12 protein-coding genes are annotated in these 14,045 nt (G+C 42.8%); 4 read left to right on the top strand and 8 right to left on the bottom strand.

Annotation, left to right across the window (positions count from 1 at the left end; all coding sequences use genetic code 11):
• Window positions 1-8 precede the first annotated feature (8 nt).
• The 3 genes from IUZ65_RS14880 to tldD are packed head-to-tail and all read left to right on the top strand — an operon-like array spanning window position 9 to window position 6,164.
• Window positions 9-3,887 (top strand): YhdP family protein, encoded by a 3,879-nt coding sequence (locus IUZ65_RS14880; RefSeq protein WP_443083716.1) that lies wholly within the window; start codon window positions 9-11, stop codon window positions 3,885-3,887.
• Window positions 3,888-4,709, top strand: coding sequence for a carbon-nitrogen hydrolase family protein (locus IUZ65_RS14875; RefSeq protein WP_195704460.1), 822 nt, complete (start codon window positions 3,888-3,890; stop codon window positions 4,707-4,709). It abuts the gene before it with no gap.
• A gap of 9 nt (window positions 4,710-4,718) precedes the next feature.
• Window positions 4,719-6,164 (top strand): metalloprotease TldD, encoded by a 1,446-nt coding sequence (gene tldD / locus IUZ65_RS14870; RefSeq protein ID WP_195704459.1) that lies wholly within the window; start codon window positions 4,719-4,721, stop codon window positions 6,162-6,164.
• 81 nt (window positions 6,165-6,245) lie between these two features.
• On the opposite strand, the gene yjgA is transcribed toward tldD, so the two are convergent.
• On the bottom strand, window positions 6,246-6,773 hold the full coding sequence (gene yjgA, locus IUZ65_RS14865) for a ribosome biogenesis factor YjgA (protein ID WP_195704458.1): 528 nt from the start codon (window positions 6,771-6,773) through the stop codon (window positions 6,246-6,248).
• A gap of 116 nt (window positions 6,774-6,889) precedes the next feature.
• Between yjgA and pmbA the strand changes: the two genes are divergently transcribed.
• Complete coding sequence (pmbA, locus tag IUZ65_RS14860; RefSeq protein WP_195704457.1) at window positions 6,890-8,233, top strand: metalloprotease PmbA; 1,344 nt, start codon at window positions 6,890-6,892, stop codon at window positions 8,231-8,233.
• A 96-nt stretch (window positions 8,234-8,329) separates the two neighbouring features.
• Here pmbA and mgtE read toward each other — a convergent pair whose 3' ends face one another.
• The 7 genes from mgtE to lptB all read right to left on the bottom strand — a co-directional run bounded on the left by mgtE (window position 8,330) and on the right by lptB (window position 14,044).
• On the bottom strand, window positions 8,330-9,697 hold the full coding sequence (mgtE, locus tag IUZ65_RS14855; protein ID WP_195704456.1) for a magnesium transporter: 1,368 nt from the start codon (window positions 9,695-9,697) through the stop codon (window positions 8,330-8,332).
• A 135-nt stretch (window positions 9,698-9,832) separates the two neighbouring features.
• Window positions 9,833-10,114, bottom strand: coding sequence for an HPr family phosphocarrier protein (locus IUZ65_RS14850; RefSeq protein WP_195704455.1), 282 nt, complete (start codon window positions 10,112-10,114; stop codon window positions 9,833-9,835).
• Window positions 10,115-10,118: 4 nt separating this feature from the next.
• Window positions 10,119-11,009 (bottom strand): RNase adapter RapZ, encoded by an 891-nt coding sequence (gene rapZ, locus IUZ65_RS14845; protein WP_195704454.1) that lies wholly within the window; start codon window positions 11,007-11,009, stop codon window positions 10,119-10,121.
• Window positions 11,006-11,455 (bottom strand): PTS IIA-like nitrogen regulatory protein PtsN, encoded by a 450-nt coding sequence (gene ptsN / locus IUZ65_RS14840; protein WP_195704453.1) that lies wholly within the window; start codon window positions 11,453-11,455, stop codon window positions 11,006-11,008. Before ptsN ends, rapZ begins: the two co-directional genes overlap by 4 nt.
• Window positions 11,456-11,457: 2 nt before the next feature.
• Window positions 11,458-11,745, bottom strand: a complete 288-nt coding sequence (hpf, locus tag IUZ65_RS14835; protein ID WP_195704452.1) for a ribosome hibernation promoting factor — start codon at window positions 11,743-11,745, stop codon at window positions 11,458-11,460.
• A 22-nt stretch (window positions 11,746-11,767) separates the two neighbouring features.
• Complete coding sequence (locus IUZ65_RS14830; RefSeq protein ID WP_195704451.1) at window positions 11,768-13,240, bottom strand: RNA polymerase factor sigma-54; 1,473 nt, start codon at window positions 13,238-13,240, stop codon at window positions 11,768-11,770.
• A gap of 78 nt (window positions 13,241-13,318) precedes the next feature.
• Window positions 13,319-14,044, bottom strand: coding sequence for an LPS export ABC transporter ATP-binding protein (gene lptB / locus IUZ65_RS14825; protein WP_195704450.1), 726 nt, complete (start codon window positions 14,042-14,044; stop codon window positions 13,319-13,321).
• Between the last annotated feature and the right edge of the window lies 1 nt (window position 14,045).

Raw genomic sequence — 14,045 nt, 5'->3', positions numbered from 1 at the left:
GAGTATTTGTGACTTCATTTGCTGCCCGAAGCGGGCGATTAGTAATGTGGATAATTGTAACAGTCATGGTTTCTTTGGCCATTGCTGTTACCGCGTTGCGCATTTCCTTACCAAGACTCGATAATTATAAAGCCGAGATTTCTCAATTAGTCAGTGACATTACCGGCATTCCTTTTACTATCGGAGAAGTAAAGGGATATTGGCGTAATACCCACCCCTCAATCTCTCTTAAAGAACTTGCCGTTGAAGGTATCTCTAAAGAAGGGATTACTTTTGATATCAATACAGTGGAGCTGGAGTTCGATCTAATCCAATCCATTATGACACTTGAGCCCCAAGTCGCCTCTTTGAATGTTAAAGATCTTCATCTTGATATCAGCAGTATTAATTTCTTTCAAACGGATGAAGAAAAGCCAGCAGTCAGTGAAATAGAGAGCCAAAGCCTAACGGTGGTGGAACAGATTGAAAGGTTGTTTTTTCGCCAACTGAAAGACTTCAATTTACTTGATTCTAAGATCGTCTACCAAACTTATGATGGTAACCAACGTGCTTTGGATATTGAGCAACTAAAGTGGCGAAATAGAGGCAGTAATCATAAACTTGAAGGTTCTATCAGTGTTGTTGGAAGTCAGATCAATAGCCTAGCCGTAAAAGCGGATTTTAAAGATAATGGCTCCGTAAGAGATCTTTCTGGCGATTTTTATCTTCAAGCTAACAATATTCGTGTGACACCTTGGTTGACCTCTGAATGGATAAAACAGACGGGAATCGAAAGCGGACGAATTAATTTTAATAGCTGGTTTAGTGTTGAAAGTAACCAACCAGTTAATGCCTATGTTGAACTTTTACCGTCAGAGTTAGTTTGGAAAAAGGAAAGTGAGCACCTGCTGCAAATAGAAGAGGGCATATTCAAACTGGTCCCTCTAATCGACAACGATGGGTGGCAAGTCAGTGGTCATTCACTTCGTGTGAGAAGCAATGAATATGACTGGCCTAGCATCGACCTCGCCTTTAAATGGACACCAGATATGTGGACGCTCAATGCTTCTCAAATTGAGATAGCGTCATTGAGGCCACTCGCACATTTAGCACCTGATTCTACTAACATTAGTCAATGGTTGGGCAGACTAGAGCCCCATGGACTGATAGAAGATATTCGTGTGTCTCAATCTAATAATGCGTCTATTTCCTACTCTGCAAAAATCTCTGGTGCAGGCATTAAACAATGGGAGCTATTACCAGAAGTTCATGATCTAAACGCCAAGGTATCGGGTGACGGTACAAAGCTATCAGCCAATGCCACTTTGGTTGATGATGTTCTTCCCTATGGGGATGTTTTTCAGGCTCCACTTCGAATTAAAAATGGTGAAATAGCGCTGGTCTGGGAGTTAGACGACGATGGTTGGCGATTGTGGGCAGACAAAATTACCGTTGCGACACCGGATCTGCAAGCTCAGGGCGCTTTCAGAATTGATTTTCCTAACGAACAACCTGCGTTTCTTTCTCTATACGCTGAAGCCGATGTGTATAACGCGGGTGAAACATGGCGTTATCTGCCAACAAGGGCTCTAGGGCAAGGTTTAACGGATTACCTTTCAACAGCGATACAAGGTGGTAATGCGGAAAACGCTAGGATCATCTGGTATGGCCCACTCAATACGTTTCCATATAAGCAAAACGATGGCGTGTTTCAAGCGGAGGTTGGCTTGAATGACACTAAATTTAGCTTTGATACACGCTGGCCAACTATTACCAATATGCAGCTGAATTTGCTGTTTGAAAATGAATCCATGTATTTGGATTCGCGCTCTGCAACATTAAATGATGTGAAAGCGGAGAGAGTGACTGGTCAGATAGCGTACCTAGGCCCGAATGGCGCAATTGAAATAAAAGCGAAAGCGTCTGGTAAGGGACCAGCGGTGCGTGATTACATGATGGCGACACCATTAGTTAATTCTGTCGGTGCGGCTTTAACTGCCATTCGAGTTAAGGGTGATATTACCTCTGAGTTTCAATTGAATATCCCATTTGATACCAAGCTTGAATCCCGAGCTTGGGGATATGCAGACTTGGTGGGTAATCACATTAATATAGAATCACCACCAATGGAGTTGGAACAGGCGAAAGGTCGTATCAATTTTGATAACGATATAATCCAAACGTCGGGACTATCGGCAAAGTTACTCAAGCAACCAATCTCATTGGATTTTAAAGGGGAGAGCTTAGAGTCGTCATATTCTGTTGGTATTGATATTTTAGGGGACTGGGAGATAGAACCATTAGCGCCTTACATTGGCAATGTTTGGACGGATAAAGTGCGAGGGCATGCACCATGGAATATGGATATAGATATTCAGCTTAATGACGTCGGTTTTACCTATCAAATCGGGACATCTGCCAATTTGGAATATATATCAAGTCAATACCCACTCCCATTAGCTAAAACCCTAGGAAAAAAAAGCAAGTTGCAGATGCAAGCTTCTGGAAATCAGGAAATGATTTCAGCTCGTTTGCAACTCCCCAATGTTAAATACCAGGCTGAAATTGACATCACGGGTTCTAAACCTGTACTAGAAGCAACAAACCTACTTGTCGGTAAAGGTGGGTTTAAAGTCAGCCCAGTTGTGGGTCATGATTTGGTGATAAGGACCTCAGATTTTAACTTAGATGATTGGTTGTCTCTGGCAAATGAACAAGAGACGACGACCCAACAATCGCGTTTAAGTAAGATGAACACCCCAGAAATCCCTATGCCTCTAAGGGTAAACATATCAACAGACAACCTTACGTTTGCGTCTCTTGATTGGCATAAGGTTAATTTTAGTGCGCGGAAAAAGAATCTGTCTTGGATTTTTAACGTGGACAGTTCTGAGGCGAAAGGACAAGCAAACTATTTAGAGCCTTATGATTTGACGGTCGCGCTTGAACGACTGCATATATACGCGCCCTTCTGGGATGATGAGTCCTCTATAAATCCCGTTTATCAGACGGACACTGAACATCCGTTAATCAGTGAGTTTGACCGAAGCTTTCATCGGTTAATGCCGAACCTAACGTTAAATATAAAAGATTTCTGGTTGCAAGGTTATAAAGTTGGAACGGTAAACGTTGATCTTCAGCGGCAGGGAGAGCGTTTAAATTGGAAGAATATTGATATCAACAGTGGGACTAACCACATTAAAGCGAACGGTTGGTGGGAACTGAATAAAACCAATAGCCAGTCCAGTATGGCTCTGGTTATGGAAGGTGAAAATAATACAGAGTTAATGGATAGATTTGGCATTAGCTCAGGCATACAAAAAGCGCCTTTCGAAATGTCATCTCAGCTGTCTTGGCAGGGAGCGCCATGGTCATTGCAAGTCGACACTCTTAATGGAGAGATGAATGCAAAGTTGGGTAAAGGGATCATATCCGATGTAAATGGAGCGGCAAAATTACTAGGAATGTTCAGTTTAGATTCTATTATTAGAAAGATGCAGCTCGATTTTACCGATGTATTCGATAATGGTTTAGCGTTCAATAGTATTACTGGTTCAGGTAGGATGGAAAAAGGAATATTTGTTACCAACAATATTGAAATGGACGCTACCGCAGGTGAAATGACGATACGTGGTATGGCTGACCTGAACGCAAACCGCGTTGATGCAGAAGTTGAATTTACGCCTGATTTGACCTCAGGTATTCCTGTATTGACCGCTTTTGCTGTTGCTCCTCAAACGGCCATTGTTGTATTTGCAATTTCGACGGTGATTTCTCCCGTTGTGGATGTATTTACCAAGATACGTTACCAAGTTGTCGGTTCTCTAGATTCTCCCGAAGTAAAAGAGCTGTCTCGAAGTAAAGGTGCATATACGCTACCGAATACAAAGAGTAAGGAAGGTAAATAGATGAATAGTGTTGGTGTAGTTCAGATGACATCTGGATCGGAACCATTGAAGAATTTAGCGTTTATCGATATCCAACTTAAGCAATTGGCGAAGGAGGGCGTTAAATTAGTTCTTACTCCTGAAAATTGTATTGTATTTGGGTCAAAAGAAGATTATCAACGCCATGCTGAGACACTAGGTTTTGGCGTTATTCAAGATCAGTTATCGGCAATGGCTAAGCGTTATAAATTGTGGATTGTGATTGGCAGTATGCCAATCATTCGAGGTGAAAATATAAGTACAACATGCTTAGTCATCAATAGTACGGGAGAACTTGTCGCTCATTACGATAAGCTGCATATGTTCGATGCCGACGTAGAGGATAAGCATGGGCGCTACCGAGAATCTGAGATCTTTCAGCCAGGCAACCAAGTGGTGGTGGTGGATACGCCCGTTGGAAGGCTTGGGCTTGCCATCTGTTATGATATACGGTTTCCGCATTTATTTTCTGAGCTTGTATTAAATGGAGCACAGATTATTTCTTTACCGGCGGCGTTTACCGCGACAACCGGTGATGCACATTGGGAAGTATTATTAAGAGCAAGGGCGATTGAAAGCCAGTGTTGGTTTATCGCTAGTGCTCAAACCGGTCGACATCCCTGTGGCAGAGAAACATGGGGACATTCCATGATAATTTCCCCTTGGGGTAAGATAACACAACAACTTAGTAGTGAAGTCGGTGCTTTACGCGAGGATATCGATCATCGTGTAACTCAATCAGTAATAGGCAATATGCCTTTACAGAAGCATGCTCGATTTCAATCACTGTTAACATCAGAATAAAGGCAGCAAATGACCATTAATCGTGTAGAAAATGATTTACTCACCTCCTCTGGCTTAACCGAACAAAATATCGCGGATACGCTAGCGAGTATTGCTACGCGTCAGATTGACTATGCCGACATTTACTTTCAATCAAGTTGGCATGAATCCTTAGTCTTGGAAGATCGTATTATTAAGGATGGATCCTTTAATATCGACCGCGGTGTTGGGGTTAGAGCCATCACCGGCGAAAAAACAGGCTTTGCTTATTCTGATCAGATTCAGTTAGATAGCCTGATGCAAAGTGCTGTGGCTGCAAAAGGCATTGCACAACAAGGTCAATCTGGGCAGGTTAAAACCTTTAGTCGTACTTCCAATAGCAATAGCTATTCAGATGTTAATCCGCTAGAAAGTTTAGAAAAGCAGCAAAAAATTGATTTGCTAAAAGAACTTGATGCCTACATTCGAACCAAAGAACCTTTGGTTCAAGAAGTTTCGGTTAGCCTGAGCGGTGTCTATGAGCAAATTCTCGTGGCCGCAACCGATGGTACCTATGCCGCTGACATTCGGCCTTTAGTGAGACTTTCTATTAGCGTACTGGCCATCAAGGGAGACCGCAGAGAGCGTGGTAGTTCCGGTGGTGGTGGTCGTTATGGGTACGACAATTTCATTTCAGATGAAAACGGTAGAAAGGCGGCTTATACCTTTGCAGATGAAGCGATAAGACAGGCTTTAGTCAATTTAGAAGCGGATGCAGCACCTGCTGGTGCGATGCCAGTTGTATTGGGTGGTGGTTGGCCCGGCGTACTACTACATGAAGCGGTAGGGCATGGATTAGAAGGTGATTTTAACCGCAAAGGTTCTTCGGTATTTTCTGGAAAAATCGGGGATAAAGTCACATCAGGGCTCTGTACTATTGTTGATGACGGAACCATGCTAGATCGACGTGGTTCACTAAATATTGATGATGAAGGTGTACAAGGGCAATACAATACACTTATAGAAAACGGTGTACTTAAAGGCTATATCCAAGACAAACACAATGCTCACCTTATGGGTGTAAAGCCTACGGGTAATGGGCGTAGAGAATCTTATGCACATTTACCAATGCCTCGAATGACAAATACGTATATGTTGCCAGGCGAATATACCCCAGAAGAGATTATCTCGACGGTGAAAAAAGGGATATATGCGCCAAACTTTGGTGGCGGTCAGGTAGATATAACCTCAGGGAAATTTGTTTTCTCAACGTCGGAAGCCTATTTGATTGAGAATGGTAAAATTACTCGGCCTGTAAAAGGCGCGACGCTTATTGGTTCGGGTATAGAGGCAATGCAACAAGTCTCTATGGTGGGCAATGATCTGTCCTTAGACAAAGGTGTCGGTGTGTGCGGTAAGGCGGGTCAAAGTGTACCGGTTGGCGTTGGGCAACCAACATTGAAATTAGATTCTATTACTGTTGGTGGAACGGAGTAGCGGTTACCTAGTGGTGTAGATGAAGACTTAATTGGTTAATTTGGACTAGCAGTGATGCTAGTCCAATTAGTGATTGTGAAATTATTCTGACTTTTCCTTCAATTCTTTGAGTATCTGAAAGATCTCTCTGTAGGCTTTTGGCGGCTTATTCGCTTTCTTTTCTCGGTTTGCTTGTAAGTAAAGTTGGCGCATACGCTGCCTATCAGCATTAGGATAAGTTTCCACTATCTCATTGAGGACAACATCACCTTGTTCTATTAGCTTGTCTCTGAGTTGCTCTAGCTTATGCAATTCAAAGGTTGCCTGAGAGTGTTTATTTAGATATTTATCCAAAGCAGCTTGTATCGGTTCAATCTCGATCGTTCGCATTAGCTTACCAATGTACTGTAACTGACGGCGTTTCGCTTCGTTCTTAAAACGTTGCGCGTCAATTATTGCTATTCGTAGCCCGTCTGGAAGTGGAAATTTTTCTAGCACAGAGGGCTTTAAGCCAACGAGTCCTACTCCTAGCTCTTGCAGCGCTTCCATATCATTTTTCATCTCGGTCTTACTTACCCAGATGATTTCCTCTTCTTCTTCCCATGGTGCTTTTTGGTTTTTTCTTGCCATTTTGTTAGATTCTCGCAGTTATCTAGAGAGATATGACACTATTTTAGCAAGAATTATGGGGAGAAAGTGAAAAGCTTGTTACTCTAAGCAAAGATAATCTACAAAGAACGAAAATTATGGATGTTAAACAACAGATTGCCCAGCAAAAAATAGAGCTCGAACTTGCTGTTGAGAAAGCACTTAAGCTTGCTATAGGTACGGCGGATGCCGCTGAAGTTGCTATTACCAAGACAACGGGTATTAGTGTATCGACTCGTATGTGTGAAGTTGAAAATGTTGAATTTAATAGTGATGGTGCATTAGGTATTACCGTTTATCGCGGTCAATGTAAAGGTAGTGCATCCACCTCAGATTTAAGTGAAAGAGCGATTCAACAAACGGTTGAAGCGGCACTTGATATTGCAAGGTATACATCCGAAGACCCATTTTCTGGTCCTGCACCGAAAGAGTTGATGGTCAAAGAAATCCCAGACTTAGATCTTTTTCACCCAGACGAACCTGATCCTGACAGAGCAGCTAAAATTGCGATCGCTGCGGAAACTGCCGCACTAGAGTACAGCGACAAGATCAAGCAAAGTGATGGGGCAAGTTATGACAGTCATTATGGTTTAAAGGTTTACGGTAATAGCCATGGTTTACTCGCCAGCTATGCCTCTAGCCGTCATAGCATCAGTTGTGTCATGATTGGTGAAGGAAAGAATGGTGTGATGGAGCGCGATTACGACTATAGCGTAGCGCGCGCCGTTGGTGACTTATGGACACCAGAAAGGGTGGGAATAAGCTCTTCAGAGAAAACACTGGCTCGCCTAGATGCGCGCAAAATCGGGACCGGTAAATATCCTATCCTATTTGCAGCCGATGCTGCTACAGGGTTAATTGGCCATTTGGTGATGGCGATTAGTGGAGGCAACTTATATCGCAAATCCTCATTCTTACTAGACGCCCTTGGAACGAAGATTCTTCCGGATTGGTTTAGTATCGAAGAGAAGCCACATGTCCTCAAAGGATTGGCCTCTAGCCCATTTGATAGTGAAGGCGTATTTACTCAAGATCGTTCTATTATCACTGATGGAATACTGGCGACCTATCTGTTGACGAGTTATTCTGCTCGCAAGTTAAATATGACGCCTACGGGTCACGCTGGTGGTATACATAACTGGTATGTGAAACCGACAGGGCAAGATTTTCAACAGATGTTACATGAACTCGGAACAGGGCTTCTTGTGACTGAGTTGATGGGGCAGGGTGTGAATGTTGTAACTGGCGATTATTCTCGTGGAGCCGCTGGGTTCTGGGTGGAAAATGGTGAGATTCAATATCCAGTATCTGAGATTACTATCGCGGGAAATCTAAAAGATATGTTTAAACAGATTGTTGCTGTCGGTTCCGACATTGAATTACGTTCCCAGATTCAAACAGGGTCAATCTTGATTGAATCGATGAAGGTAGCTGGAGAATAGGTAGAAGCAAGCGAGTACATAATGCCTAGGGTTCTCACTCTAGGCATTATGTAACCTGAATCAATATGTGACTCTAAATTAATATGTAGTCTTAACCTAAATAAATACAGTCGCTAAGCCCAAAAAGACAGATAAACCAATGACATCAGTGATGGTAGTCAGTGCCATCCCACCCGCTAATGCTGGGTCAATTTTCATTTTCTTAAGCAGTATCGGGATAGTCACACCAGCGATACCAGCAACAATTAAATTTGTCAGCATTGCAGCCGCTATGATCCCACCAAGCAACCAATCACCTTTCCAAACCACGACTATTCCGCCAATAATTAAGGCCCAAAGTAATCCGTTTAAAAAACCAATCGCCGCTTCTTTAAGCAGGAGTTCTTTTTTATTACTGTCACCGATATGACCGAGGGCTAAACCTCTGATAACCAGTGCAACGGTTTGGTTTCCCGCCACCCCGCCCATAGAAGGGACTATCGTCATTAATACCGCGATAGCCGCCATCTGTTCAAGCGTGGCTTCAAACATATTGGAAACCGACGCAGCAGCGAGTGCGGCAAGTACGTTAGCACCTAACCATACGCTTCGTCGTTTCGTCGATTTAAAAACAGGAGCAAAGGTGTCTTCGTCATCATCCATACCCGCTAAGCTCATCATTGAATGTTCAGCGTCTTCACGGATGATATCGACGACGTCATCGATGGTAATACGACCAACAAGGTGTTGATTTTCATCGACAACAGGGGCTGATACCCAGTCACGGCGTTCAAATAAGCTTGCGACATCGGAGTCACTTGTATCTACCGGAATGGCCTCATCAGCATCATCCATCACGTCACTGACTTGTACATCAGGTTGTGTGGTGATCAATGTGGTCAGAGAAAGGTGTCCAATAAGGCGGCTATCTTCATCGATGACATACAATGCATCAGTGACGTCAGGGAGTTCGCCCTTCATGCGCAAATAGCGTAATACTACGTCTAGTTCAACGTCTCCACGAATAGTGGTAACGTCGGTATTCATCATCCCACCAGCGGTATCTTCAGGATAGGCAAGAGCGGTTTCTACTCGAAACCTGTCAGAGATATCCATTTGGTCCAGAATCTCTTTGGACACATTGTCAGGCAGGCTTCGAAGTACATAGGCCAAGTCATCGGTATCCATGCCTTCTGTCGCTTCTGCAAGCTTCTCAGGCGCCATCTGGGACACAAGACCATCTTTCACATCCTCATTTAGCTCATCAAGGATTTCACCATAGTCTTCAGGATCGGTTAATTGCCAAAGTACATCTCGAGATTTTCGTGGAGAGGATTCTAGAAGATGGGCAATATCTTCTGGTTCCATGTCTTGGAGTTGACGACGGACATGGACAAAGCGGCCGCTATCTAGTGCATCGCTGACTTCTTGTAGGGTTTGGTGAGCTTGCTGGGCTTGATCGAGTTCTTGTTGCGGCTCCGCCATTTTCTTTCCCCCCCACATGAGTTAGTGATTACAATTTCTGAATAGTAACCTAATTTTACCCCTTATTTAATAAGATCTTATTACCAAGTAGGATTTTTTAAATAATTGCAATTGATTGAGTATGAAAAGTATAGACTACTCATCTTCTTCAAATTTAGATTCGATTAATTCACATACTGCGTCTAGAGCGATGGGGGCATCGGCACCTCGGGCGGAAACCGTGACGTATTGACCTTGTGAAGACTCCAACATGATTAAACCCATGACGCTGTCGGCCGACATTTCTTTATTTTCTTCATTACTAACTGAGATATCTGCGTCGTAACTTTGGGCAAGTTCAACTAGTTTGACCGCCGCTCTCGCATGTAGGCCTAAACGATTTTGAATCAGTACAGTTTTACTGCATTTTTGAGTCAATAATTTACCCTCTGAGCTTTTCTATACTGGTATGCCTAATCTGTACTTGCTTACCTTGGGCTTTGAAATATTCACCAAGTTGTTGTGTTATAAAGACAGATCGATGCTTCCCACCAGTACAACCTATTGCCACGGTAAGATAACTTCGGTTGTTCTTCTCTAACGATGGAAGCCATTTTTGTATGAACAGTTGTATGTCTTGCTTTAGCTCGGTAACAGAATGTTGAGCTTTAAGGAATTCGATTACAGGTTTATCTAAACCCGTGAACGATCTTAGCGCAGGCTCCCAATGTGGATTGGGCAAAAAACGAACATCGAATATATAGTCAGCATCATGTGGTAAGCCATACTTAAAGCCGAAAGACTCAAATACCATAACCAGTTCTTGCCTCTCGCGGCCTAATATTCTCATTCGAACCAATTCACTTAAATCGTGTAGAGATTGGTCACTGCTATCTATAACTAAATCAGCCTGCTCTTTTACGTACTCTAGCAATACGCTTTCTTTCTCAATGGCTTGATCAAGAGAGAGCTTGTCTTTGCCAAGTGAAAGAGGATGAATACGCCTTGTTTCGCTGTATCGTTTTAATAGAGAGGTAGGGCTTGCACCTAGAAAGAAGAGCGTCAATTCGGTCGACTCTCTCAATTCTGTTAATTTTTGGGTGAAAAAGTCTGGGTTGTTTGGCAGGTTTCTAATATCAATGCTGACAGCAACATTTTGCCTACTGTTTTTCGTCGAATTGATAAATTGGTCGAGTAAATCTATCGGTAGGTTATCGACAGTATAATAACCTAGATCCTCAAGCACTCTTAATGCGACGCTTTTCCCTGCGCCAGATTGACCACTAATAATAACTAAGTGGGCAGTATCATCCGGTTGAATTACACCATTCATGCGTTATTTATCATTACCTCGAAAAGCTCTTTATCGCTTTGCGCTGCTCTGAGCTGTTTTAGAACCTGTTTGTTGCTTAGGCGCTCAGCCATTGAGGAAAGCGTTTTTAGATGCTCTTTACATTGTGCGTCAGGAACAAGAAGGGCAAATAGCAGATCGACGGGTTTATTATCAATAGAGTCGAACTCAATCGGTTCACTGCATTGAACAAGAATAGCAACGGCTTCGTCTGCCGCCATCATTCTAGCGTGTGGAATGGCTATCCCGTTCCCAATTCCAGTACTACCCATTTTTTCTCGGTTGAGCATACATTCAAATAGTTCGTTTGAACTTTTTCCGGTATGTTCCGCTGCTATCTGGCTTATAAGTTCTAAAGCTCGTTTTTTGCTTGTACATTGGACGGCACTTTTAGTGCAGTCCAATGATAGTACTTGGTTAATTTGCATAGTTAATGATTATTTAGTTTTTCTTTATGTTTGTTTAACTGACGTACTAATTTATCGACTAAAGAGTCTATCGCAGCATACATGTTCTCTTCGTCTGCTGTCGCATGGATATCGCCTTGGCTGACATGTAGTGTTGCTTCTGCGATATGGTGCACTTTTTCTACGCGTAATACCACATGAACATTATTTATATGTTCGAAAAAACGCTCTAATTTTTGAAATTTAGAATTTACGTAGTCCTGCATTGAATCGGTAATCTCAACGTGATGTCCTTTAATATTGATTTGCATAGACTTTCCTTATTTTCGATGCCTAGAGTAGGCGTTTACGCTGACTCGATGGGGAAATACCCAAAGATTCTCGGTATTTTGCTATGGTTCGTCTTGCTACCTGTATCCCTTGGTCAGCTAACAGTGCGGCAATCTTGCTATCACTTAGTGGTTTGGCCGCGTTCTCTGCCGCGACTAGCTTCTTAATTAATGCTCGAATTGCCGTTGATGAACATTCTCCACCATTATCGGTACTTACATGGCTTGAGAAAAAATACTTGAGTTCAAAAATACCTCTTGGAGTATGCATAAATTTCTGGGTCGTCACCCTAGATATAGTCGACTCATGCATCTCGACAGCCAAGGCAATATCGTTAAGTACCATTGGCTTCATTGCTTCTTCTCCAAATTCGAAGAAGTCCTGCTGGTGTTCAACAATACAGCGAGAGACCTTTAATAAGGTCTCATTGCGACTCTCTAAACTTTTGATTAACCATTTTGCTTCTTGCAGATTACTGCGAATAAACTGGCTATCGACACTATTGCCTTTTCCCATCGCGGCATACTGTTGATTTACTTTCAGTCTTGGAACGCTGTCTGGATTTATCGTGACTGACCACTTGCCTTTATCTTTAAGTACAGAAACATCAGGAATGACATATTCTGTCTCATCTGGTGTGATCGAGCTGCCAGGACGAGGATCCAGTTGTTGAATTAATTGCATGACTTCGCGAAGTTGGTCTTCTTTTAGCTTACTTTCTTTTAAGATTAGCTTGTAATCGCGATTACCTAACTGGTCGATATGATTGGTTAAGATCAGTTTTGTTTCGGCTAACCAAGGCGTATCCTCTGGATACGTGACGAGCTGAAGCAGCAAACATTCTTGAAGGTTACGAGACGCGACGCCTAATGGATCAAACTGTTGGACTCGTTTTAATACCGCTTCAACTTCATCCAATTCGACTTCTTCATTACTGACGCTTTCTAGGATTTCTTCCACAGAAACGGTGAGGTAGCCATAGTTATCAACAGCGTCGATGATCGCGGTTGCAATCGTTTGGTCAGTTTCTGAAAATGGAGTTAAATCGAGTTGCCATAATAGGTAATCTTGAAGGCTTTGAGTGGTTTCACCTTGGTAAACAGGCATGTCATCATCGAGTGCTATACCTGTACTACCTGTGTTTGCACTATAAACGTCATCCCATGATGCATCCATTTCTAAGTCGTCAGAAATTTCTGATTTTTCAATAACTTCAGAGCTGTCTGGAACGTCAGGTTCGCTTGATACTTCGACCGCTACCTCTGTAGATGAGTCATCTTTGGCTTTTTCATTGTTATCAGGAATCGTCGCTTCTTCAGGACCTTCATCAACATCGAGTAAAGGGTTAGATTCTAAAGCTTCTTGGATCTCTTGCTGCAAGTCTAAAGTCGACAATTGCAACAAGCGAATGGCTTGCTGCAACTGGGGCGTCATAGCAAGTTGTTGGCCAAGCTTGAGTTGTAATGATGGTTTCATCCAGTATTTAGAGCCTTGTTCTTATTTTTGGCGCTTAAAATTAGACACCAAATAAATCCATTTTCTTTATTACTTTAATCATAGACGGAATTGCTCCCCGAGATAAACCTGTTTCACCTGTTCATTGTTGAGAACTTGATCTGGTGTCCCTTCTGCAATGAGATGGCCTTGACTTACTATGTAAGCTTTTTCACATACGTCGAGTGTCTCGCGAACATTGTGATCAGTGATAAGTACACCTAAGCCTCTGTCTCGTAAATGCTCTATGATTTTTTTAATGTCGATGACGGATATCGGGTCAACCCCTGCGAAGGGTTCATCTAATAAGATGAACTCTGGATTGGCGGCTAAGGCTCTGGCTATCTCAACTCGCCGACGTTCGCCTCCCGACAAAGCCATTCCCGCACTTTTTCTGATGTGTTGGATATTAAACTCATCCAACAGATCTTCCATTCTGTCTTGCCTGTCTTCACGGCTCAGCTCTTTTCGAGTTTCTAGAACGGCCATAATATTGTCTTCAACTGACAGTTTTCGAAATATGGATGCTTCTTGAGGAAGATACCCTATCCCCATACGTGATCGACTGTGCATAGGAAGAATACTAATGTCGTTATCGTCAATCATAATTCTTCCCTCATCGCGTGCGACAAGTCCAACAATCATATAAAAGGAGGTGGTTTTACCTGCCCCATTTGGGCCGAGTAGACCAACGATCTGTCCTGACTCTACGGTCAAGCTCACATCGGCAACGACTTTTCGATTCTTATAGCTCTTGGCTAAATGCTCTGCTTTTAATATTGCCATA

This window comes from Vibrio sp. VB16, assembly GCF_015594925.2.
Taxonomy (GTDB): domain Bacteria; phylum Pseudomonadota; class Gammaproteobacteria; order Enterobacterales; family Vibrionaceae; genus Vibrio.
This window is presented reverse-complemented; position numbering and strand designations above follow the sequence as displayed.

What these genes read in the sequence shown, in the direction of transcription:
- IUZ65_RS14875 (WP_195704460.1), top strand. Translation starts at nt 3,888, where the DNA reads ATGAATAGTGTTGGTGTAGTTCAGATGACATCTGGATCGGAACCATTG.
- tldD (WP_195704459.1), top strand. Translation starts at nt 4,719, where the DNA reads ATGACCATTAATCGTGTAGAAAATGATTTACTCACCTCCTCTGGCTTA.
- yjgA (WP_195704458.1), bottom strand. Translation starts at nt 6,773, where the DNA reads ATGGCAAGAAAAAACCAAAAAGCACCATGGGAAGAAGAAGAGGAAATC.
- pmbA (WP_195704457.1), top strand. Translation starts at nt 6,890, where the DNA reads ATGGATGTTAAACAACAGATTGCCCAGCAAAAAATAGAGCTCGAACTT.
- mgtE (WP_195704456.1), bottom strand. Translation starts at nt 9,697, where the DNA reads ATGGCGGAGCCGCAACAAGAACTCGATCAAGCCCAGCAAGCTCACCAA.
- rapZ (WP_195704454.1), bottom strand. Translation starts at nt 11,009, where the DNA reads ATGAATGGTGTAATTCAACCGGATGATACTGCCCACTTAGTTATTATT.
- ptsN (WP_195704453.1), bottom strand. Translation starts at nt 11,455, where the DNA reads ATGCAAATTAACCAAGTACTATCATTGGACTGCACTAAAAGTGCCGTC.
- hpf (WP_195704452.1), bottom strand. Translation starts at nt 11,745, where the DNA reads ATGCAAATCAATATTAAAGGACATCACGTTGAGATTACCGATTCAATG.
- IUZ65_RS14830 (WP_195704451.1), bottom strand. Translation starts at nt 13,240, where the DNA reads ATGAAACCATCATTACAACTCAAGCTTGGCCAACAACTTGCTATGACG.
- lptB (WP_195704450.1), bottom strand. Translation starts at nt 14,044, where the DNA reads ATGGCAATATTAAAAGCAGAGCATTTAGCCAAGAGCTATAAGAATCGA.